We start from the raw sequence: 20402 nt of genomic DNA, 5'->3' as shown, positions 1-20402 counted from the left end.
CTTGGCCCGGCTCAAGCGGGGCGCCACCGGGACGGGGCGCTAAGGTAAACTGTGCAAATGGCCATTGTACTGTATGCCTTGACGGCACTTCTCTATTGCGGCCTGGCCTATCACGGCTGGGCGACGCGCAACCCGCAGCTATCGGCTGCCGGCAACGGCGGTGCCATTGGGGGCGCGGCGACCACCGCGCTGCTGCACGGCGGCGGCGGACCCGGCGGGCGCGGCGAGGGCCGCCCGGCCTGGTGGCATGCGCTGATGCTGGCCGCGGTGGCCAGCCACGGCCTGCTGCTGCACGAGACCATCTTCCCGGCCGACCGCATGGTGTTCGGCTTTGCCTTTGCGCTGTCGGCCATGCTTTGGCTGGGCGTGGGCATCTACTGGATCGAGAGCTTCTTCTTCTCGCTGGCCGGCCTCGGGCTGATCGTGGTCCCGGTGGCGATGCTCGCGAGCCTGATGCCGCTGGCGTTTCCCGGCGCGCAGATCCTGGGCTACGCAGCGCGGCCGCTGTTCAAGCTGCACTTCATCATTGCCAACGTGGCCTATGGCCTGTTCACGCTGGCGGCCTTCCACGCCTTCCTGATGCTGCTGGCCGAGCGCCGCCTGCATGGCTTCAACCGTTCGCCCCAGGTGGGCAAGGCCAGCGAGCCGGCCCAGTGGGTGGGCCGCTGGCTGGACCTGCTGCCGCCGCTGCTGACGCTGGAGAAGCTGCTGTTCCGCCTGATCGGCGCCGGCTTCGTGCTGCTGACGCTGACCATCCTGTCGGGCCTGCTGTTTTCCGAGCAACTGTTCGGCCGGGCCTTCCGGCTCGACCACAAGACCGTATTCGCGCTGCTGTCGTGGGCGATGTTCGCGGGCATCCTGGCCGGGCGCACCTTCTATGGCTGGCGCGGGCGCACCGCGCTGCGCTGGGTGATTGCGTCCTTCGGCATCCTGCTGCTGGCTTATGTTGGCAGCCGCTTCGTCATCGAAGTCATACTGCACCGAATCTGAGGCCGGCATGGCACGCATCTTCCTTGTCCTGGCTGTCGTGCTGGGTTGTTTCTGGTGGCTTCGCCAGCGCGCCGAGGCGCGCCTGCGGGAGGACCGCGCCACCCGGCACGGTTCCGCGCAAGGCTCGCCGGTGCGCAACCAGCCTGCCCCCCCGCAGGAAGCCATGGTGCAGTGCGCGCGCTGCGGCGTGCATCTGCCGCAGGGCGAAGCGATCGCCTACCGCGGCTTGCATTACTGCCGGCGCGCCCACCTGCCGGCCGATAGCGATCCGGACAGCTCTGCCGCATGAACGGGCCTGCCTCGTTCTGGTCCCGCCTGAATGCCTGGCGCGTCCTCGCGGCGATGTGGCGCCAGCCCGAACCTCCTGAATTCCACTGGCGCTTGCTGCGCTATTTCTGCTGGACCCGGCTAGCCGTAGCCGCGCTGCTGCTGGGCTACGCCTGGCTGCCGGCGCAGCGCGCCGAGGCCGAGCGGGCGGCGCAGGCGCTGGCCAGCGCAATGGGCGGCGGGTTCGGCAGCGGCCTGGCCGCGCTGCCGCTGGCCGTGCCCTATGCCGTGATGGCACTGGGGATGGTGGTCGCCACGCTCTGGTGGCGCCGCGGCTTTCACCTGCGGGTGCGCATCCAGGTGCTGGCCGACCTCGTCCTGCTGGGCCTGATCTTTCACGCGCAGGGCCATCGCGGCGAGGGGCTCGCCATGATCTTCCTGTTGCCCGCGCTGCAGGCCGGCGCGCTTACCAGCCTGCTGTTCGCGCTGTTCACCGCGGCAGCGTCGGCGCTGGTGGTGATGAGCGCCCCCTTCGCGCAAACCTTGCTGTTGCGCCAGGCCGACACGGGTTTGCTCGGCTCGGGGCTGTACGGGCTGGTCTTCATGATCGCGGCCTCCCTGATGTACCTGCTGGCCAACCGCCAGCTCGCGCAGGAGCGGCTGGCGCTGGCGCGCGAGCAGGAGCTGCGCCTGCAGCAGCTGGTCAACCGCCTGATGGTCAACGACATGCAGGACGGGGTGATGTTGCTGCGTGCCAACGGCGCGGTGGTGGCGGCCAACCCTGCCGCGGTAGTGCTGCTGGGCGTGCAGCCTGCCGAGCGGGGCAAGCCCACGGACACGCCCGCCAACGGGCGCGATGCGCTGTTCGACCTGCGCCAGATTCCCCGCCTGCAGCCGCTGATGGAAATGCTGCGCGACTGGGTGCGCAGCAAGGACGATGCGCCCCGCATCCTGCAATTGCTGCCGCTGCCGTCGCGGCCATCCTCGGGGCGCGGCCCCATCCTCCATACGCGGCTTCGGCTGCGCTTCCTGCTGCCGGGGCTGGCAAGCCTGCGCTCCACCTTCGCGTCCTCGATGTCGGTCTCGCTCACTGCGCAGAGCGGCATGAACACCGGCACCTGGAACGAGCTGTCGCCCGAGGCGGCGGCCCGGCTGCGCCTGGCCATCGCCCAGAGCGAGGCCATGGCCTGGCGCCCGGAGGACGAGGCCTTGCTGCGCAGCGAGATGCGCGACACGGTGCTGGTCCATATCGAAAGCTGGGAGCGCATTGCCGAGCAGGTGCAACAGGAGAAGCTGGCTGCCATGGGGCGCCTGGTGGCCAGCGTGGCTCACCAGATCCGCAATCCGCTGGCGGCCATCAGCCAGGCCAGCGAACTGCTGGCCGAAACCAGCCGCCGGGCCGCGCGCCCGGGCGAGGCGGGGCGCGCGGAGGGCGACGTGGATGCGCGGCTGCTGCGCATCATCCACGACAATGTGCGCCGGCTCGACCAGGTGGTGTCGGACGTGCTGCAGATGTCGCGCCGCCCGCGCACCGAGCGCACCACCGTGGACCTGAACCAGGCGCTGCCGGAGATCGTCGGCCGCTGGCGGCTGGAGATGCGCGCCCGCTCCGCCAGCCACGACCCGGTCGGCGCGCGGCGCGTGCCGCGTCCGGCCGAGATCAACGCCAATGCCATCCGGCTCACGGTGGACGTGGCGCGCCCGGTCATCTTCGATGCCTCCCAGCTGCAACAGGTGCTTGGCAACCTGCTGGACAACGCCTGGCGCTATTGCAGCCGCCTGCCCGGGGCGATCCGCCTGCTGGCCCATGCGCTGGACCAGCACCATGCCGAGCTGATCGTCTGGAACGATGGCGTCGAGGTGTCGCGCGAGCACCAGCGCACCTTGTTCGAGCCCTTCTTTACCAGCAACGCCCAGGGCACCGGCCTCGGGCTGTTCATGGCGCGCGAGCTATGCGGCGCCAACGACGCCCAGGTGCGCTACGGCACCATTTCGATCGACGCGCTGCTGGCGCGGACCGGCATGCTGGCGCCAGCCGCACGCGATACACTGCCGGCCAAGGCCTTTGTCCTGACCTTGCGCATCGAAGCGCCGGACAGCACGGGTGGCTGAGCCGCGCCGGCACGCCCGGCCACCAGATCAGCACCTCGTTCAGTCACCGCCCCGACCCCATTTCGCCATTTCGTCACTTCGCCAGATCGCCAGACGCAGACCATGCCCCTCAAGACGCCAGGCCCCGACCCGATTCTCGTTATCGACGACGAGGCCGACCTGCGAGAACTGCTCGATATCTCGATCCGCCGCATGGGCCACGATGTGGTGCTGGCCGGCTCGCTGGCCGAGGCGCGCCAGCAGCTTGCCGCGCGCCGCTATAGCCTGGTACTGACCGACATGCGGCTGGGCGACGGGCTAGGCATCGATATCGTGCGCCAGCTCTCGAGCGCGCCGGAGCGGGTGCCGGTGGCCGTGATCACCGCCTACGGCAGCGCCGACAATGCCGTGGAGGCGCTCAAGGCGGGCGCCTTCGACTACATCGCCAAGCCGGTCTCGCTGGACCAGCTGCGCAGCCTGATCCTGAATGCGCTGGGGCGCCAGCAGCGTGACGGCGCCGAGGGTGCGCAGGGCGGTGACGGCGGCAGCGGGGCGCAGGAAACCGTGGACCGCGCCGTCAACCTGCTTCCCGGCCATTCTCCGGCCATGCACGAGGTGCGCCGCTCGCTCTCGCGGCTGGCGCGCAGCATGGCGCCGATCGTCATCAGCGGCGAGTCAGGCAGCGGCAAGGAGCGCGCGGCGCGTGCCATCCACGCGGTCAGCGCGCGCGCGGCGCATCCCTTTATCGCGGTCAATTGCGGTGCCATCCCCGAGACCCTGATGGAGTCGGAGTTCTTTGGCCATGTGAAGGGCGCCTTCACCGGGGCCGACGCCGAGCGCGGCGGCTTCTTCCAGGCTGCCAATGGCGGCACGCTGCTGCTCGACGAGGTGGCTGACCTGCCGCTGGCGATGCAGGTCAAGCTGCTGCGCGTGCTGCAGGAGCGGCGCGTGCGCAAGATCGGCGCGAGCCGCGAGGAGAGCGTGGACGTGCGGGTGCTGTGTGCCAGCCACAAGGATCTTTCCGCGATGGTCGCCTCCGGCCAGTTCCGCCAGGACCTGTTCTACCGCCTCAACGTGCTGGCGCTGCGCATGCCCACGCTGCGCGAGCGGCGCGAGGATATCCCGGTGCTGGCCAGCGCCATCCTGGAGCACCTGGCGGTGCGCTATGGCGATCCCCATCCCAAGCGGCTGGCGCCGGCCGCGCTGCAGCGGCTGTCCGACTATCCGTTCCCGGGCAATGTGCGCGAGCTGGAGAACCTGCTCGAGCGCGCCTACGCCTTCGCCGAGGGCAATACCATCGAGGTGGACGACCTGGGCCAGATGGATGCGGGCATGGGCCATTCGGCCATGCCACGCCCGCCCGCGCCGCACGCCTACCTGGCTTCGGCGGCTGTGCCGGCTGGCGCGCCGGCATCGTCCGGCTTGCGGCCCGACACCATGCAGGAGCTTGCCTACGATGCGCGCGCCGAATCCCGGGGCGGGGCGCAGCCCGATCTGTTTGCGCAACCCGCGGCGCCTCGCGCGGCGGAGGTGGCCGCAGACGCTTGCCGTGCCACCTTCCCGATCGATTTGCCCGGCCGGCTCGAAGCGCTCGAGCGCGACCTGATCCTGCAGGCGCTGCAGCAGACCGGCTTTAACCGGACCGCCGCCGCGCCGCTGCTGGGCCTGAGTTTTCGCCAGCTGCGCTACCGCATCCAGCAGCTTGGCATCCGCGAGGGCCGCGACGACCCGGCCGACGGTGCCGCCGAAACCAGCGAAGCGCTGCGCGACGGGCTGCTGGCGGCGGATGGAGATCGCGATGCCTGACCACGACCAAGCCGCCAAGCTTGCGCCGAACTCGCCATTTGTCCCCGACCCGGCTGGCTGGGTGCCCGCGGCGCGCCACGTGCCGTCACCCAATTTCGATGCCCGGCCCGCGCACATGCCGGTGGACCTGGTGGTGATCCACAACATCAGCCTGCCGCCCGGGCAGTTCGGCAGCGGCGATATCGAAGCCTTCTTCCTGAACCGTCTCGACCCATCCCGCCATCCGTTTTTCGAGACGATCTATCAAGTACAGGTGTCGGCGCATTTCCTGGTGACGCGCGGGGGGGAGCTGGTCCAGTTCGTGTCCTGCCTGGACCGCGCCTGGCACGCCGGCCAGTCCGAGTTCTTCGGCCGGCTCCGCTGCAACGACTTTTCCATCGGCATCGAGATCGAAGGCAGCGACGACCAGCCGTTCACGTTGGCCCAATACCACACCGCCGCGGCGCTGGTGCGTGCCCTGTTAGGCACCTATCCGGTACGGGCCGTGGCGGGGCACAGCGATATCGCGCCAGGGCGCAAGACGGATCCGGGACCACATTTTGACTGGACGGGTTTTGCCGCCGCAGCCGGCGTGGCGCCCGCACAACTGCCCTACCGCAAAGAACAGCCCTGAGGCAAGGGCTGCAAGCGAGGTCTAGGGGATAGCCGCGATCTGGGGAAAACCCTGATAAAGTCCGCGCCTATCGAAGAGGTCAGGTCAATCAAAAAAATTTCGCGTCACGGTGCGGTAACGAACCGTCGGGCGGATTCCCTTGCGTCTCTTGGGCTAGCGGGTATGGCGCAGCGCCGCATGCCATGCCGGCACTGGAATTCGCGCCAAAAAGGCGCTTGTCAAGACTGGTGAATCCGCCCCGTTTCACTATACTTAGTCCAGTTTTTCGCATCGACCACTAGATCTAGTGGTGCTTTCGGGGAGCCGGCCTAGGTGTGCAGTTACCGCCGCAGCAATGGCTGCGGTCCGCCGAAGGGCCGGCGCATCACAAGAGTCCCAGCAGAATCCAGCAATCGCAGCGCGCCCTCCCGGGTAAGACCGGCCGGCGTGTCCGAGCCTTTTTGCGCATTTTGCCCGGGACTCTTTGTCACTCATAAAACACGGGTCAGAACAGGAGTTCCTCATGCAGACAGCCCAGAACGAAATCTCCACCGGCGCAACTGGCGCCGGTGCAGCAGCGAACGCGCAGTCGAGCCCCGCTACTGCCGCCGCTGGCAGCTACCAGGACTACAAGATCATCCGACGTAACGGCGCCGTCGTGGCGTTCGAGCCGAGCAAGATCTCGGTCGCGGTGACCAAGGCCTTCCTCGCCGTCAACGGCGGGCAGGGTGCCGCTTCGGCGCGTGTGCGCGAAGTGGTCGAGCAAGTGACCCAGAATGTGGTCCGCGCGCTGTTGCGCAGCCGCCCTAACGGCGGCACCTTCCATATCGAAGACGTGCAGGATCACGTCGAGCTTGCGCTGATGCGCTCGGGCGAGCATGAAGTGGCCCGCGCCTACGTGCTGTACCGCGAGAAGCGCACCCAGGAACGCGCCCAGGCAAACGCCCAGGCGGTGGCCCGCGTGCAGGAAGGCGGCGCCACGTTCAACGTGACCGATGCGGGCGTGGCCCGCGTGCTGGACCTGGGCGCGCTGCATGGCCTGATCGACAACGCCTGCTCGGGCCTTGGCGATGCCGTCAGCGCCGAGCCGATCCTCAAGGAAACGCTGAAGAACCTGTACGACGGCGTGCCGATGACCCAGGTCTACGACTCCGCCATCCTGGCCGCGCGTACCCTGATCGAGAAGGACCCGGCCTACAGCCAGGTCACCGCGCGTATCCTGCTGCACACCATCCGCAAGGAAATCCTGGGCGCCGAAGTGACCCAGACCGAGATGGTGTCGCGCTACGCCGACTACTTCCCCAAGTTCATCGCGCGCGGCATCGAAGCCGAGCTGCTGGACGAGAAGCTGGCCACCTATGACCTGGCCCGCCTGGGCGCGGCACTGGACGCCCAGCGCGACTTCCAGTTCAACTACCTGGGCCTGCAGACCCTGTACGACCGCTACTTCCTGCACATCGACGAGACCCGCATCGAAATGCCGCAGGCATTCTTCATGCGCGTGGCGATGGGCCTGGCGCTGGGCGAGAAGGACCGCGAAGCCCGTGCCATCGAGTTCTACCAGCTGCTGTCGTCGTTCGACTTCATGTCATCCACGCCGACCCTGTTCAACTCGGGCACCCGCCGCTCGCAGCTGTCGTCGTGCTACCTGACCACCGTGTCGGACGACCTGGAAGGCATCTACGAGGCGCTGAAGGAAAACGCGCTGCTGTCGAAGTTCGCAGGCGGCCTGGGCAACGACTGGACCAATGTGCGCGCCCTCGGCTCGCACATCAAGGGCACCAACGGCAAGTCGCAAGGCGTGGTGCCGTTCCTGAAGGTGGTGAACGACACCGCCGTGGCGGTCAATCAAGGTGGCAAGCGCAAGGGCGCGGTCTGCGCCTACCTGGAAACCTGGCACCTGGACATCGAGGAATTCCTCGAGCTGCGCAAGAACACCGGCGACGATCGCCGCCGCACCCACGACATGAACACGGCGAACTGGATTCCCGACCTGTTCATGAAGCGCGTGATGGAAGCCGGCGAATGGACCCTGTTCTCGCCCGCCACCTGCCCGGACCTGCACGACCTGGTCGGCAAGGCATTCGAAGAAGCCTACCTGGGCTACGAAGCCAAGGCCGCCCGCGGCGAGCTCAAGCTGTTCAAGAAGATCCCCGCCATGCAGCTGTGGCGCAAGATGCTGGGCATGCTGTTCGAGACCGGCCATCCCTGGATCACCTTCAAGGATCCGTGCAACATCCGCAGCCCGCAGCAGCACGTGGGCGTGGTGCACAGCTCCAACCTGTGCACGGAAATCACGCTCAACACCAACGACAGCGAGATCGCCGTTTGCAACCTGGGTTCGGTGAACCTGGTCGCCCACCTGAAGCAACAGGCCGACGGCACCCAGGTGCTCGACCACGCCAAGCTCGAGAAGACCATCCGCACCGCGATGCGCATGCTCGACAACGTGATCGACATCAACTACTACGCGGTCGAGAAGGCACGCAACTCCAACCTGCGCCATCGCCCGGTCGGCATGGGCATCATGGGCTTCCAGGACTGCCTGCACATGCTGCGCCTGCCGTACGCCAGCGACGCCGCGGTGCAGTTCGCCGACACCTCGATGGAAGCGGTGTGCTACTACGCCTACCGCGCCTCCAGCGAGCTGGCGGAAGAACGCGGGCGCTACAGCACCTATGAAGGCTCGCTGTGGGATCGTGGCATCCTGCCGCAGGACTCGCTCAAGCTGCTGGCCGAAGAGCGCGGCGGCTACCTGGAAGTGGATCACTCCTCGACCATGGACTGGGACAGCCTGCGCGCGCGCATCAAGCAGCACGGCATGCGCAACTCGAACTGCATCGCGATCGCGCCGACGGCAACGATCTCGAACATCATCGGCGTGTCGGCCTGCATCGAACCGACCTTCCAGAACCTGTACGTCAAGTCCAACCTGTCGGGCGAGTTCACGGTGGTCAACGACTACCTGGTGCGCGACCTGAAGGCACGTGGCCTGTGGGACGAAGTCATGGTCGCCGACCTGAAGTACTTCGACGGCAAGCTGGCCCGCATCGACCGCATCCCGCAAGACCTGCGCGACATCTACGCGACGGCCTTCGAAGTCGAGCCGAGCTGGCTGGTGGAAGCCGCCAGCCGCCGCCAGAAGTGGATCGACCAGGCGCAGTCCCTGAACATCTACATGGCCGGCGCCTCGGGCAAGAAGCTGGACGACACCTACAAGCTGGCCTGGCTGCGCGGCCTGAAGACCACGTACTACCTGCGCACGATGGCAGCCACGCACGTGGAGAAGTCCACCGTGTCGCGCGGCTCGCTCAACGCCGTGTCGTCGGGTAGCGACGGCGGCATCAGCGCCGCCGGCATCGACCAGGCCGCCGCCTCCGCACCGGCCATGCCGGAAGCCGAAGGCGCGGTCTGCACGATGCGCCCGGGCGACGCCGGTTTCGACGAGTGCGAAGCCTGCCAGTAAGTCATTACCTGCCCTGATCCTCGCCGCGCCGCTCGCGCGGCGAGGACAGCGGCAAACCAAAGCATTCCACGGAGAACCACACCATGCTGAGCTGGGACGACGACGTTCAAGCCACCCCGCAGGCTGCCCCGCAGCCCGCGCCGAATCCCACCGCCACGCCTGCTGCCGCACGCTCTGTCGACCAGCACGGCGTGCTGCCGCCGGCCGCCACGCAGCCGGCCGCCACGGGTATCCTCGGCAACCTGCCGGCGTCCGACGCGCCGACGGACCGCCGCGTGAACGCCGCCGACAAGCGCGTCATCAATGGCTCGACCGACGTCAACCAGCTGGTGCCGTTCAAGTACAAGTGGGCCTGGGAAAAATACCTGGCCGGCTGCGCCAACCACTGGATGCCGCAGGAAATCAACATGTCGCGCGACATCGCGCTGTGGAAGGACCCGAACGGCCTGACCGAAGACGAGCGCCGCGTGATCAAGCGCAACCTCGGCTTCTTCGTGACCGCCGACTCGCTGGCCGCCAACAACATCGTGCTGGGCACCTACCGCCAGATCACCGCGCCGGAATGCCGCCAGTACCTGCTGCGCCAGGCCTTCGAAGAAGCGATCCACACGCACGCCTACCAGTACATCGTGGAGTCGCTCGGCCTCAATGAAGCCGAGATCTTCAATGCGTACCACGAAGTGCAGTCGATCCGCGACAAGGATGAGTTCCTGATCCCGTTCATCGACACGCTGACCGACCCGGCCTTCAAGACCGGCACGCCCGAGAACGACCAGAAGCTGCTCAAGTCGCTGATCGTGTTCGCCTGCATCATGGAAGGCCTGTTCTTCTACGTGGGCTTCACGCAGATCCTGGCCATGGGCCGCCAGAACAAGATGACCGGCGCCGCCGAGCAGTACCAGTACATCCTGCGCGACGAGTCCCTGCACTGCAACTTCGGCATCGACCTGATCAACCAGATCAAGCTCGAGAATCCGCACCTGTGGACCGCCGAGTTCAAGGAAGAGATCACCGCGCTGTTCAAGAAGGCCGTGGACCTCGAATACCGCTACGCCGAGGACACCATGCCGCGCGGCGTGCTGGGCCTGAACGCACCGATGTTCAAGGGCTACCTGCGCTTCATCTGCAACCGCCGCTGCCAGCAGATCGGCCTCGAGCAGCTGTTCCCGAACGAGGAAAACCCGTTCCCGTGGATGAGCGAGATGATCGACCTGAAGAAGGAACGCAACTTCTTCGAGACGCGCGTCATCGAGTATCAGACCGGTGGGGCGTTGTCCTGGGATTGAGTTTTTCCGCCGAGCGGTGAATGCCGCCACGCAGAAAGAAAAAAGCTCCTTCGGGAGCTTTTTTCTTTGCGCTTGCATAGGCGATCAAGGATCAGCCGTGCGGGCCAGCATCAGCCCGCAATCCGTCTCAACGCTTCCTCGATCGCCCGTGTCTCGCTCGGCCGCACCAGGCGCGCCACCTCCACGCCGTCGCGCATGAACACCAGCGTGGGCCATAGCTTGATCCGGAACGAGCGGCCGAGCGGCTTGCCGCTGCCGTCCTCGACCTTGATGTGGGCGACGTCCGGATGGCTGGCCATGGCGCTGGCCAGGTGGGGCTGCGCCCGCATGCAGTAGCCGCACCAGGGCGCGCCGAACTCGATCACGGCCGGGCCTTTGATGGCGTCGATTTCGGCCCGGGCCGGCTCGCGCAGGCCATACACATCGGTCATCGTCATGGGAAATCCTCTCGCCTGTCCAAATGGGCATGCACGGATTGTATGACCGCGGCTGGCTGCAACGGATCCTGCTGTCAGGCCCGCGAGCCCTGCGGTATCTCGGGGGCCGCAGGCTTGCCCCAGCGCACCGTGGCCAGCAACGATGCCGCCACGATCAGCCCGCCGCCGATCCACGCCGTGGCCGAGATGCTCTCTGCCAGCCACAGGCTGGCGAACAGTGCGCCGAAGGCGGGCTCGCTGCCCATCAGCAGCGCCACCCGCGTGGGGCTGCTGCGCCGGATGGCATAGTTCTGGGCGAAGAAGGCGAATAGCGTGCAGGCGGCGACCAGCCACAGCACACAGCTCCAGAACGCAGCGTGGCCGGAGAACGACGGCAGGGGCTGCCACTGCGCGGGCACCAGCGTCAGTGCCACGGCCGCGCTGCCGAGGGCGACCACGCCGGATTGCACCGCCGTCATCGTCAGCGCCGGCATGGACCGGCCCCGCACCAGCCGCTTGGTCGCGCAGACCATCAGCGCGCGCAGTACGGCGGCGGCCAGGATCAGCCCGTCGCCAAGGTTGAACCCCAGTTCGCCGTGGCCGGCCAGCAGCCACGCGCCTAGCAGGGAGAGCGCCACCGCCGCCCATTCGATGCGGCTTGGACGGCGCTTGAGCAGCAGCCACTCCGCCAGCGGTGTCAGCACCACGCACAGGCTGATCAGGAAGGCGGCGTTGGAGGCGCGCGTTAGCAGCACGCCGAAGGTTTCGCACAGGAAGATGCCGAGCAGCAGCACACCGGTGCCCAGCACCCCGCGCAGGGTGGCGGCGTCGGTGCGGCGCAGCCCGGCCAGCGTGGGCGAGAGCACCACGAAGGTGATGCCAAAGCGCAGCGTCAGCAGGCCGAGTACCGGGTAGAAGACCAGTGCGCTCTTGACGATGCCGTAGCTGCTGCCCCAGACCACGGCGACCGCGAGCAGCATCAGGTCGGACAGCAGTAACAGCTTTTTTGGCGCGGGCATGGTGGACCTTGTGCGTTCGGTCCTGCATTGTGCCGCTTTGCATCCACGGCGATAATCGGGTCGGAATGCAAAGCCTTTATGCCGCATATGCATTAATCCGCCTCTGCCCGCCGCGAGCCGCCTCATGAACCAAGCTGATCTCTTTGCCTTGCTGCCCGACATGGCGGTGTTCGCGCGCGTGGTCGACGCGGGCAATTTTTCTGTCGCCGCGCGCCAGCTTGGCAGCACGCCATCCACCGTCAGCCGCCAGATCAAGCGTCTGGAGGAGGCATTGGCCACACGCTTGCTGGAGCGCTCGACCCGCAAGGTGCGCATGACGGAATCGGGCGCCGAGGTGTACCGCTATTGCCGCGACGTGGTGAGCGCCGCGGCGGGGGCGATGGACGCCGCCGGCCATGTGGTGGGCAGGCCGCAGGGCAGGGTCAGCGTCAGCGCGCCGACTGCATTTGCCAAGACGGTGATCCATCCGCTGGTACCGGCTTTCCTGCAGGCTTATCCGGAAGTGGACCTGCAGTTGCTGTTTACCGACCACGAGACCGATCCCCTTGCCGACGACCTCGACCTGGTGATCCGGCTGACCGAGCACCCGCCGCCCGGCTTGGCCGGGCGGCGCCTGGGCGCGGTGCGCTGGGTGCTGTGCGCCTCGCCCGCCTATCTGCGTGCGCGCGGCACGCCGGCGCAGCCGCGCGATCTGGCGGAGCATGATTGCCTGTACCTGGGGGAAACCGCCGACGACAACCGCTGGCGCTTGCGTCGCGACACCGAGACGCAGACCGTGACGGTGAGCGGGCGCTATGTCGCCAACCACGCCGGCGCGCGGCTGGAAGCGGCGCAGCAGGATCTTGGCATCGCCAGCCTGCCCGAGTTCACCGCGGCCCTTGCCTTGCAGGCGGGCGAACTGGTGCAGGTGTTGCCAGACTGGGAATTGCAGGCACGCGCCTATGTGGGGACGGTGTGGCTGCTCTATCCGCCCAACCGCTTCCTGCCGCCCAAGGTGCGGGCATTGATCGATTACCTGGCCGCGCACATCGGCAGCGCGGGCTGACTTGCCGCTCAGCGTGCGCCGGCCGGCCCCTGCTGCGAGCGCTGGTAGTCGCCCGGGGATATGCCTACCAGCCTGGTGAAATCTCGCGTCAGGTGGGCCTGGTCGAAGTAGCCGAGCTCGGCGGCGAGCTGCGCCAGCCCGACCGGCTCGCCGCGCGCGAGCTGCCATGCCGCCTCTTGCAGGCGGTAGCGGCGCAGCACCCACTTGGGCGATACGCCCACGTAGTCCTGGAACAACCGTTGCAAGGCGCGCACGCCCATGCCGGCATGCTGCGCCAGCGACTCCACGCTGGCGGGTCCTTCGGCGCTGGCGGCATGCGCGACGATGGCCTGCAGTTGATCCACGATGGGGTCGGGCGGCGGCAGCGCGCCGCCCAACAGCGCTTCGGCGGCGCGCACCATGGCTTCGTCGCCGCCGGCAGCCAGCACCAGCATTTCGGCGCGGTGTGCGTCGCATGACAGCAGCGTGCGCGCCGGACGCGTGGTGTCGGTCAGCGCGCAGACGGGCTCGTCCAGCAAGGGGCGCAGGCCGCCTACGCGAAAGCGCACGCCGAGCACATGGCCGGCACCTTCCAGCGTGCGGTCGAACACGCCGCGCACCACGCCGAAGAGCGCTGTCTGGCCGCGGTCGAATACCAGGTTGGCGTTCGGATAGGGCAGCACGCGCTGCACCTGCGGCGGGTGTCCCGCCAGGTCCCACTCGACGATCCAGTAATGCTCGACAAAGGGCGCCAGCGCCGCCGACGGCAGGTAACGGCCGAGGCGGATGCGCCGTTGCGTGCCGAGCGGGTCGACAATGCCCTTGGGCGCAGCGGTGACGGGCGCGTGCGTGTCGCGTTTTTCCAATCGGGGCATGGGGATATCGGTGTAAAACTACGGGCTGCGGCAGGCACGCAAGATGCGCAAGATGCCCAAGATGCGCAAGATGAACGAAATTCTATCGGAGACCACCATGACCGTAACCCATTACACCGGCGGCTGCCATTGCGGCGCCGTGCGCTACGCAGTGGATGTCGACCTGGCCGGCGCCATCGAGTGCAATTGCTCGCTGTGCAGCAAGCGCGGCTTCATCTGGTCGTTCACGCCGGCAGATAGATTCACGCTGACCGACGGTGCGCAGGCCACGCGCACCTACAAGTTCAACAAGCATGTGATCGACCATCGCTTCTGCGAAACCTGCGGCGTGGAAGCCTACGCGCTGGGCAGCATGCCGGATGGCTCGGCCGTGGCGGCGATCAATGTGCGGTGCCTCGACGGCGTCGACCTGGCGCAGCTCCAGCCTAAGAAAGTCGACGGCGCCAGCGCTTGATCCGCGAGGGGCGCGCTTCACAGCGCCCCTCGCCCTGATTTGCACGGTTTTCCCCCGGAGCCAATGCCATGTCCCAGCCCGAACTGACCCTGTTCCATTCGCCCAATACGCGTTCCACCGGCGCGCTGATCCTGCTTGAGGAGCTCGGCGTGCCGTATCGTCTCCACCCCCTCAATATGAAGGCCGGCGAGCAACGCGAGCCGGCTTACCTGGCCATCAATCCGATGGGCAAGGTGCCGGCCATCCGCTATGGCGATGCGCTGGTGACGGAGCAGGCGGCCGTGTTCATCTTCCTGGCCGACCTGTTCCAGCAGGCGAGGCTGGCGCCCGCGCTGACCGATCCGCTGCGCGGGCCTTACCTGCGCTGGATGGTGTTCTACGGTTCCTGCTTCGAGCCGGCGCTGGTGGACCGCTCGCAGCAGCGCGAGACGCCGCGCGCGATGTGCCCTTACGGCGATTACGACACCACCATCGGCACGCTGCTGGGCCAGCTGGAAAAAGGCCCCTACCTGCTGGGCGACACCTTCACCGCGGCCGACGTGCTGTGGGGCACCGCGCTGACCTGGACCACCATGTTCAAGCTGGTCGAAGCGACGCCGGTGGTGCAGGCTTATATCGACCGCATCAACGCGCGCCCGGCGGTGGCGCGGGCGCGTGCCATCGATGCGAAGCTGGCAGCAGAGCAGGGCGGCTGAGCGAGCGCCGCGCTTATAGCTCCAGCACGATCCGCTGGCATTTCGCGCGCGAGCAGCAGGCCATCATCTTGGTGTTGGCCTCGCGCTCCGCGCGCGTGAGCACCACGTCGCGGTGGTCGATTTCGCCGGCCAGCACGCGCACCTCGCAGGAGCCGCACAGGCCTTCCTCGCAATCGCTTTGCATGTCGATGTTGGCGGCGCGCAGCGCGGCCAGCAGCGTCTGGCCCGGGGCGACCGCGACGACAATGCCGGAGTCCTTCAGCACGGCTTCGAACGCTTGCTCCTGGCCGGGATCCAGCGTGGCCAGCGCCGACTCGAAATGCTCGATGCGCAGCGCATCGCCGGGCCAGCCGGCGCACTGTTCCTGCAGTGCTGCCAGCATGCGCGCGGGGCCGCAGGCGTAGATCTGCGTATCCGCCTGGGGCTGCCCGAGCAGGCTGGCGAAATCGTTGCGCTGGCCTTCATCCTTGGCGTAGACATGCAGGCGATTGCCGTGCAGCGCGATGAGCTCGTCGAGCAGCGCCATGGACGCACGCGAGCGCCCGCTGTAGTGCAAGGCGTAGTCCATGCCGAGCGCCTTGGCGCGCCGCGCCATGGCGCTGACGGGCGTGATGCCGATGCCCCCGGCGATCAGGATCAGCTTGCCCGCGGCCTCATCCATCCGGAAATGGTTGCGCGGGCCGCGGATCTTCAGGCGGTCGCCGGCCTTGACGCTGTCATGCACCCAAGCGGAGCCGCCACGGCCTTGCGCTTCGCGCAGCACGGCGATCTCCAGCGCGCCGCTGTCGTCCGGGTCGCCGCAAAGGGAGTATTGCCGCGACAGACCGGTGCCTGCGCATTCCACATCGATGTGCGAGCCCGGCGCCCAGCGCGGCATCGGCTTGCCATCGGGCGACACCAGCCGCAGCCGGACAATGCCCTCGGCCGCCTGGGTCACGCTGGCCACCACCACCGGCCGGCTGATTGCATGCCCCAAAGGCTCGCCAATGCGCACCGGCACTTGTACGTCCAGCAGCGCGGGGTTGGCGCGCTCGGGGTTTTGCTTCGGGTCCCATTCCACCCACACGTGCTCGGGCCCGCGGAACGAGGTGTTCGGCACGTAGCTGAATCGCTGCTCTGCCAGGCGCATATGGGGCAGGCGCCGCGTGAGCTCCTCCAGGAAGACCTGCATCTCCATGCGCGCCAGGTTCTTGCCCATGCACTGGTGCGAGCCGTAGCCGAAGGTGAGTTGGTCGCTGGCGTTCTCGCGGCGGATGTCGAAGAGATCCGCATCGGCGAAGTGCCGCTCGTCGTGGTTGGCCGAGGACGTCACGATCAGCAGCTTGGCGCCGGCGGGAATGTCGACGCCGCCTACCTGCACGTCGCGCGTGGCCAGGCGCCGCCAGGCCGCCACCGAGCCGTTGTGCCGCAGGCATTCCTCTACCGCGTTCGGGATCAGGCCCGGGTCTTCGCAGATCTCCTGCCAGGCGCGCGGATGCTGCAGCAGCAGCTTCATGGCATTGGCCGTGGCGTTGGCCGTGGTTTCATGCGCGGCGACAATGCCGGCCATCATCATCGAGTGCAGGTAGGAGTCGGTGACGATCTCCGGATACTCCACCTGCTTGCGGATGCCATAGCGCATCCAGCCCGGGCCGGACGGGTCCTGCCGCATCTTGTCGAGGATCTTGCCCGCCAGCTGCCAGAAGTTGCCCACGGCGTGCGCGACTTCGACCTGCTCCTGCGGCCTGGGCCGGCCCCAGGTATTGACGGTATGCGCGATGGAGTATTTGCGCAGCAGGTCCATGTCTTCCTCGGGCACGCCGAGAAAATGCAGGGCCACGGTCAGCGGCACTTCCCACAGCATCTGGTCGACCAGGTCGGCGCGGCCGTCGTCGACAAAGCGGTCGACATACTCGCGCGCGAGCTTGCGCACCATGGGCTCGTGATGCTTGAGTTCCTCTGGCGTAAACGGCGCCATCAGCACGCGGCGGCGCGGCATGTGCGCAGGCTCGTCTTCGTTGACCAGCGTGCGGTTCATGGCGTAGCCGTAGGACGCCAGCACGGCGTTGGCTTCCGGCCCCGTCGGCGTGATCTTCTCCAGCGCGATGGAGGGGCTGAAGGTGAGGTTGTCGCGGAAGATCGCCTTGATGTCGTCGTAGCGCGTCACCACCCAGTAGCCCAGCTTGGGGCTGTAGAAGACCGGCTCCTGCTCGCGCGCCCAGCGCACGTACTCGGGCGGGTCCTGCTGGTAGCCATCCTCGAAGGGATCGAAGCTGGCCGCGCCCGGGCTGACCGGGCAGCCGGTGGGCGAGCGCAGCGCTGTCAGCAAGCGATGGTCAACGGGACATCCCGAGGCGTGTGGATTGGGGGTGGCGTTGGCCATGCTTGTTGCTCCGTGTTCTCGTTTGCGGGGAGGGGGGCGGGTGCGGTGCGCCGCGGTTACTCCAGCGTGATCTTCAGGTCGCGGATCAGCTTGTGCCAGCGCGTGGTCTCGCTGCGCAGCAGTTCGGCGTATTGCGCGGGCGTGTTGCCGACCGGTTCCACGCCGAAGTCCACCAGCCGCTTGTTCACGCCCGGGTCCTTGATCGCGGCCACCACCTGCTTGTTCAGCGTGGCGACGATCTCCGGCGGCGTGGCGGCCGGCACCACCATGCCCACCAGCGCGGCGGCCTCCACGTTCTTGTAGCCTGCCTCGGCAAAGGTCGGCACGTCCGGCAACTGGGGCAGGCGGGTCGGGTTGGCCACGGCCAGCGCCTTGACCTTGCCGCCCTTGATGAAACCCGCGCCCGCGGCCAGGTCGACCATCATGGCCGGGACCTGGCCGCCGGCCACGTCGGCCAGCGCGGGCGCCGCGCCGCGATAGGGCGCGTGGACCATGTTCAGCCCGGCCTCCACCTTGAGCAGTTCCATGGCGAGATGGTGCGGGCTGCCGGCACCGGCCGAGGCGTAGTCGATGCCGCCCGGCTTGGATTTGGCGCGGGCGACGAACTCCTGCACGGTGTTGACGTTCATGCCCGGGCCCACCACCAGGATCATCGGAAAGCGGCCCAGCAAGGTGACTGGCGCCAGGTCCTTGACCGGGTTGTAGGAAAGCGTCTTGTACAACGCCGGGTTGAACACCAGCGTGCCGTTGTCCGCCGACAGCACGGTGTAGCCGTCTGCCGGCGCGCGTGCGGTTTCCGCTGCGCCGATCGCGGTATTGCCGCCCGGCTTGTTGTCCACCAGCACGGGCTGGCCAAGCCGGGCCGAGAGGACCTGGCCGATGGAGCGCGCCAGGAAGTCCGAGCCGCCGCCGGCTGCGTACGGCACGATCCAGCGCACCGGCTTGGTGGGGTAGGCCGGCTCGGCGGCAGCGGTGGCCGCCAGCATGGGAATGGCGGCCAGGCCAAGGCCTGCGGCGATGCATTTGCGAATGGTGATCATCTTGTCTCCTGTTCCCGTTTGGGTGCCGGTCGAGGCGTGGCGCGGTCCGGCGTTGTTATGCGTAAATGATATACGCATTGCGTAATATGGCGATGCGGGTTAACGTGGGATTGATGCCGCCGCGCCATGCACAGCACTAGAATCTCCGCCCATGAAGACAAGAACCAACCCAAGCGCCTCACGCACCTCACGCACCTCAGGCACCTCGGGCGATCCCGCTGATCCCGCCGACGCCGCCATGCCCGCTGAACCGCCGGCGCGCGAGCGCCGCCAGCGCGTGCAATCGGCGCAGACCGGCATGACGGTGCTCAAGGGCCTGGCCAACCTTGGCGGGCGCGCCAGCCTGACCGCGCTGGCTGCGCATATCGGCGAGAGCCCGGCCAAGGTGCACCGCTACCTGGCCAGCCTGATCGACGAGGGGCTGGTGGCGCAGGCGTCGGCATCGCAGCAGTATTTTCTGGGCGTGGAGGCCATGCTGATCGGCCTGGCAGCGATGCGGCAGGTCGATCCGATCCGGATCGCCGAGCCGTCGCTGGTCCGCCTGCGCGAGAGCCTGGACGTGACCTGCTTTGTGGCGGTGATGGGCAACAAGGGCCCGACCATCGTGCGCTTCGAGGAGCCGGGGCTGCCCGTGACGGTCAATGTGCGGGTGGGTTCGGTGATGCCGATGCTGTGGTCGGCCACGGGCCGCGCGCTGCTGGGCTTGCTGGACGAGCCGCGGGTGCGGGCGATGGCGGAAGAAGAACTCGCGGCGGCGCCGGCGGACCTGCGCGCGCAACTCGATCGCGATGACCCCATCGGCGTGCTGCGCAGCGAAGTGCAAGCCGCCGGGTGCGCGGTGGTGCGCGATACCAACCTGAAAGGCATCAGCGCCGTGGCGGCGCCGCTGTATGACTACACGGGCCGCATCTGCGCGGTGCTCACCGCGCTGGGTGCCAGCGGCGGCTTCGATGCGTCGATGCATGGGCCCATCGCCGTGGCTGTGCGCCATGAGGCACAGGTCGCCAGCAGATTGCTGGGCTACGGCGCGGCGCCGCCGGGCGGCGCCGCCTGAATCCAGGTTGAACCGGCCTGGGCGGCCCGCTGACGCGCTGGCTTACAGCTTGCGTTCGCCGCCGAGCGCGGCGGTCAGGTCCGACAGCAGGTTGGCCAGTTCGCCGGCCATCATGGTGAAGTCACCGTCGAAGCGTTCTTCGTCGTCGCGGGCGCTCGGGTCGGCCTGCTCCTTGATCACGTCCAGCGGGGCCACGCGCTTGATGGTCAGCGACTCGGTGAGCACGAAGGACACGCGGTCGTTCCAGGTCATCGCCAGGCGCGTGCAGCGCTTGCCGGCGGCAATGTGGCGGCGCAGGTCCTCGGCATCCAGCGGATGGCGCACATAACGCACCGTGGCCTTGCTCTCGGCGCTGGATTGCAGCTCCATTTCCTGGTCGAGGGTGAAGCCGGCCGGGGCCGTGTCGGTGGCCAGCCAGTCGGTCATGGCGGTGACCGGCGACTGGTTCACATGCAGGTTGTCCAGCGGCAGCGGGTCGATGGCCTTGAACAGCAGGCCGCGCACTTCGTCGGCCTTGGCCGGGGAGGCTGCGTCGATGGCGAGCCAGCCATTGACCGGGTCGATCCACACGCGGGTGTCGCGCCGGATGCTGAACGCGCGTGGCAGCAGTTCTTCGGTGACCTGCTCCTTGAGCTCGCGCATCTGCTTGCGGCCCGGCTTGAAGCCTTGCTGCTCTTCCAGCTCCACGGCGCGGGCCTTGGTGACCTGGTTGACCACGGTGGACGGCAGCAGCTTCTTTTCGGTGCGCATGGTCAGCAGCAACTGCTTGCCGACCTGGTGGACGAGCGCGCCGTTGTCACGCGGCGAGGCCCAGCCCTGGGTTTGCATCTCCAGGCTGGTGCCAGGGAAAAATGCGTGGCGCGCCAGGCATTCCTCGACCTCTTCGGCGGCGAGGGACCACGGTGCGGACAGACGGTGCAGCTGGAGATTCTTGAACCACATGTGAATTCGGCCAAAGGGACGGA

The 20402-nt window shown here is 67.6% G+C and carries 17 protein-coding genes; 11 read left to right on the top strand and 6 right to left on the bottom strand.

The window, feature by feature from the left end:
• Positions 1-57 precede the first annotated feature (57 nt).
• The 7 genes from A9975_RS36770 (at position 58) to A9975_RS36740 (ending at position 10498) form a co-directional block, all read left to right on the top strand.
• Positions 58-990 carry an inner membrane protein YpjD gene (locus tag A9975_RS36770; RefSeq protein ID WP_183037034.1) on the top strand — a complete coding sequence of 311 codons (933 nt, stop codon included), beginning with the start codon at positions 58-60 and terminating at the stop codon, positions 988-990.
• Positions 991-997: 7 nt separating this feature from the next.
• Positions 998-1279 carry a PP0621 family protein gene (locus tag A9975_RS36765; protein WP_183037033.1) on the top strand — a complete coding sequence of 94 codons (282 nt, stop codon included), beginning with the start codon at positions 998-1000 and terminating at the stop codon, positions 1277-1279.
• Complete coding sequence (locus A9975_RS36760; protein WP_183037032.1) at positions 1276-3369, top strand: sensor histidine kinase; 2094 nt, start codon at positions 1276-1278, stop codon at positions 3367-3369. The genes A9975_RS36765 and A9975_RS36760 overlap by 4 nt, the downstream gene beginning before the upstream one ends.
• A gap of 102 nt (positions 3370-3471) precedes the next feature.
• The gene (locus tag A9975_RS36755) at positions 3472-5154 is read left to right on the top strand and encodes a sigma-54 dependent transcriptional regulator (protein WP_183037031.1); all 1683 of its coding nucleotides are present in this window, start codon (positions 3472-3474) and stop codon (positions 5152-5154) included.
• Entirely contained in the window at positions 5147-5767 is a 621-nt protein-coding gene (gene ampD / locus A9975_RS36750; protein ID WP_183037030.1) for a 1,6-anhydro-N-acetylmuramyl-L-alanine amidase AmpD, read from the top strand. The genes A9975_RS36755 and ampD overlap by 8 nt, the downstream gene beginning before the upstream one ends.
• 502 nt (positions 5768-6269) lie before the next feature.
• A complete protein-coding gene (locus tag A9975_RS36745; protein ID WP_183037029.1) occupies positions 6270-9212 on the top strand; it encodes a ribonucleoside-diphosphate reductase subunit alpha in 2943 nt (980 codons plus the stop codon).
• Positions 9213-9295: 83 nt separating this feature from the next.
• Complete coding sequence (locus A9975_RS36740; protein ID WP_174423024.1) at positions 9296-10498, top strand: ribonucleotide-diphosphate reductase subunit beta; 1203 nt, start codon at positions 9296-9298, stop codon at positions 10496-10498.
• Between the two features lie 110 nt (positions 10499-10608).
• On the opposite strand, the gene A9975_RS36735 is transcribed toward A9975_RS36740, so the two are convergent.
• The gene (locus A9975_RS36735; protein WP_183037028.1) at positions 10609-10935 is read right to left on the bottom strand and encodes a thioredoxin family protein; all 327 of its coding nucleotides are present in this window, start codon (positions 10933-10935) and stop codon (positions 10609-10611) included.
• 74 nt (positions 10936-11009) lie between these two features.
• Entirely contained in the window at positions 11010-11933 is a 924-nt protein-coding gene (locus tag A9975_RS36730; protein ID WP_183037027.1) for a DMT family transporter, read from the bottom strand.
• Between the two features lie 124 nt (positions 11934-12057).
• Here A9975_RS36730 and A9975_RS36725 point away from each other — a divergent pair, with 124 nt between their 5' ends.
• Positions 12058-12978 carry a LysR family transcriptional regulator gene (locus tag A9975_RS36725; protein WP_183037026.1) on the top strand — a complete coding sequence of 307 codons (921 nt, stop codon included), beginning with the start codon at positions 12058-12060 and terminating at the stop codon, positions 12976-12978.
• Positions 12979-12986: 8 nt separating this feature from the next.
• On the opposite strand, the gene A9975_RS36720 is transcribed toward A9975_RS36725, so the two are convergent.
• A complete protein-coding gene (locus tag A9975_RS36720) occupies positions 12987-13832 on the bottom strand; it encodes a helix-turn-helix transcriptional regulator (protein WP_183037025.1) in 846 nt (281 codons plus the stop codon).
• Positions 13833-13929: 97 nt separating this feature from the next.
• Between A9975_RS36720 and A9975_RS36715 the strand changes: the two genes are divergently transcribed.
• Together A9975_RS36715 and A9975_RS36710 are read left to right on the top strand one after the other, a co-directional pair.
• Positions 13930-14286, top strand: a complete 357-nt coding sequence (locus tag A9975_RS36715; RefSeq protein ID WP_183037024.1) for a GFA family protein — start codon at positions 13930-13932, stop codon at positions 14284-14286.
• Positions 14287-14354: 68 nt separating this feature from the next.
• Positions 14355-14981, top strand: coding sequence for a glutathione S-transferase family protein (locus A9975_RS36710; RefSeq protein WP_183037023.1), 627 nt, complete (start codon positions 14355-14357; stop codon positions 14979-14981).
• A 13-nt stretch (positions 14982-14994) separates the two neighbouring features.
• Here the strand turns inward: A9975_RS36710 and A9975_RS36705 are convergent, their stop codons facing one another.
• Together A9975_RS36705 and A9975_RS36700 are read right to left on the bottom strand one after the other, a co-directional pair.
• On the bottom strand, positions 14995-17343 hold the full coding sequence (locus A9975_RS36705; protein WP_183037022.1) for a cytochrome P450/oxidoreductase: 2349 nt from the start codon (positions 17341-17343) through the stop codon (positions 14995-14997).
• A 56-nt stretch (positions 17344-17399) separates the two neighbouring features.
• A complete protein-coding gene (locus A9975_RS36700) occupies positions 17400-18383 on the bottom strand; it encodes a tripartite tricarboxylate transporter substrate binding protein (protein WP_183037021.1) in 984 nt (327 codons plus the stop codon).
• Between the two features lie 238 nt (positions 18384-18621).
• On the opposite strand from A9975_RS36700, the gene A9975_RS36695 reads away from it, so the two are divergent.
• Positions 18622-19437 (top strand): IclR family transcriptional regulator, encoded by an 816-nt coding sequence (locus A9975_RS36695; protein ID WP_183037072.1) that lies wholly within the window; start codon positions 18622-18624, stop codon positions 19435-19437.
• Positions 19438-19479: 42 nt separating this feature from the next.
• On the opposite strand, the gene A9975_RS36690 is transcribed toward A9975_RS36695, so the two are convergent.
• Positions 19480-20379 carry a recombination-associated protein RdgC gene (locus A9975_RS36690; RefSeq protein ID WP_183037020.1) on the bottom strand — a complete coding sequence of 300 codons (900 nt, stop codon included), beginning with the start codon at positions 20377-20379 and terminating at the stop codon, positions 19480-19482.
• Between the last annotated feature and the right edge of the window lie 23 nt (positions 20380-20402).

This window comes from Cupriavidus sp. UME77, assembly GCF_014170355.1.
Lineage (GTDB): Bacteria > Pseudomonadota > Gammaproteobacteria > Burkholderiales > Burkholderiaceae > Cupriavidus > Cupriavidus basilensis.
The sequence above is the reverse complement of the archived record's forward strand: the minus strand, read 5'-3'. Positions and strand labels throughout refer to the sequence as shown.

Coding starts and splice junctions, on each gene's coding strand:
- A9975_RS36770 (WP_183037034.1), top strand. CDS start 58: ATGGCCATTGTACTGTATGCCTTGACGGCACTTCTCTATTGCGGCCTG.
- A9975_RS36765 (WP_183037033.1), top strand. CDS start 998: ATGGCACGCATCTTCCTTGTCCTGGCTGTCGTGCTGGGTTGTTTCTGG.
- A9975_RS36760 (WP_183037032.1), top strand. CDS start 1,276: ATGAACGGGCCTGCCTCGTTCTGGTCCCGCCTGAATGCCTGGCGCGTC.
- A9975_RS36755 (WP_183037031.1), top strand. CDS start 3,472: ATGCCCCTCAAGACGCCAGGCCCCGACCCGATTCTCGTTATCGACGAC.
- ampD (WP_183037030.1), top strand. CDS start 5,147: ATGCCTGACCACGACCAAGCCGCCAAGCTTGCGCCGAACTCGCCATTT.
- A9975_RS36745 (WP_183037029.1), top strand. CDS start 6,270: ATGCAGACAGCCCAGAACGAAATCTCCACCGGCGCAACTGGCGCCGGT.
- A9975_RS36740 (WP_174423024.1), top strand. CDS start 9,296: ATGCTGAGCTGGGACGACGACGTTCAAGCCACCCCGCAGGCTGCCCCG.
- A9975_RS36735 (WP_183037028.1), bottom strand. CDS start 10,935: ATGACGATGACCGATGTGTATGGCCTGCGCGAGCCGGCCCGGGCCGAA.
- A9975_RS36730 (WP_183037027.1), bottom strand. CDS start 11,933: ATGCCCGCGCCAAAAAAGCTGTTACTGCTGTCCGACCTGATGCTGCTC.
- A9975_RS36725 (WP_183037026.1), top strand. CDS start 12,058: ATGAACCAAGCTGATCTCTTTGCCTTGCTGCCCGACATGGCGGTGTTC.
- A9975_RS36720 (WP_183037025.1), bottom strand. CDS start 13,832: ATGCCCCGATTGGAAAAACGCGACACGCACGCGCCCGTCACCGCTGCG.
- A9975_RS36715 (WP_183037024.1), top strand. CDS start 13,930: ATGACCGTAACCCATTACACCGGCGGCTGCCATTGCGGCGCCGTGCGC.
- A9975_RS36710 (WP_183037023.1), top strand. CDS start 14,355: ATGTCCCAGCCCGAACTGACCCTGTTCCATTCGCCCAATACGCGTTCC.
- A9975_RS36705 (WP_183037022.1), bottom strand. CDS start 17,343: ATGGCCAACGCCACCCCCAATCCACACGCCTCGGGATGTCCCGTTGAC.
- A9975_RS36700 (WP_183037021.1), bottom strand. CDS start 18,383: ATGATCACCATTCGCAAATGCATCGCCGCAGGCCTTGGCCTGGCCGCC.
- A9975_RS36695 (WP_183037072.1), top strand. CDS start 18,622: ATGCCCGCTGAACCGCCGGCGCGCGAGCGCCGCCAGCGCGTGCAATCG.
- A9975_RS36690 (WP_183037020.1), bottom strand. CDS start 20,379: ATGTGGTTCAAGAATCTCCAGCTGCACCGTCTGTCCGCACCGTGGTCC.